The following is a 206-nucleotide window of genomic DNA, read 5'->3' on the forward strand; positions in this document are numbered from 1 at the left end:
GTAAAATCTTTGGTTTCTAATTTAACGTTTATTTTAAAACTTAGTTTAAATCTTAAAAAATTATAGAGAAATGGAGAGATAAATATGCAAAAATTAGCAGAAGCAATTGCAGCAGCAGTACAAGCAGGACAAGATAAAGACTGGGCTGAAATGGGTACAAGCATCGTAGGTATCGTAGAAAACGGAATCAGTGTTTTAGGTAAAAT

At 31.6% G+C, this 206-nt stretch carries 1 protein-coding gene; it reads left to right on the forward strand.

All coding sequences use genetic code 11. The features are described from left to right. Positions 1–84: 84 nt before the first annotated feature. On the forward strand, positions 85–206 hold a 122-nt coding region (locus HMPREF3265_RS10465; protein WP_070485045.1), incomplete at its 3' end, for a beta-class phenol-soluble modulin.

Origin of the sequence: Staphylococcus sp. HMSC62B09, from assembly GCF_001839115.1 — a bacterium.
In the GTDB taxonomy this organism is placed as follows: domain Bacteria; phylum Bacillota; class Bacilli; order Staphylococcales; family Staphylococcaceae; genus Staphylococcus; species Staphylococcus haemolyticus.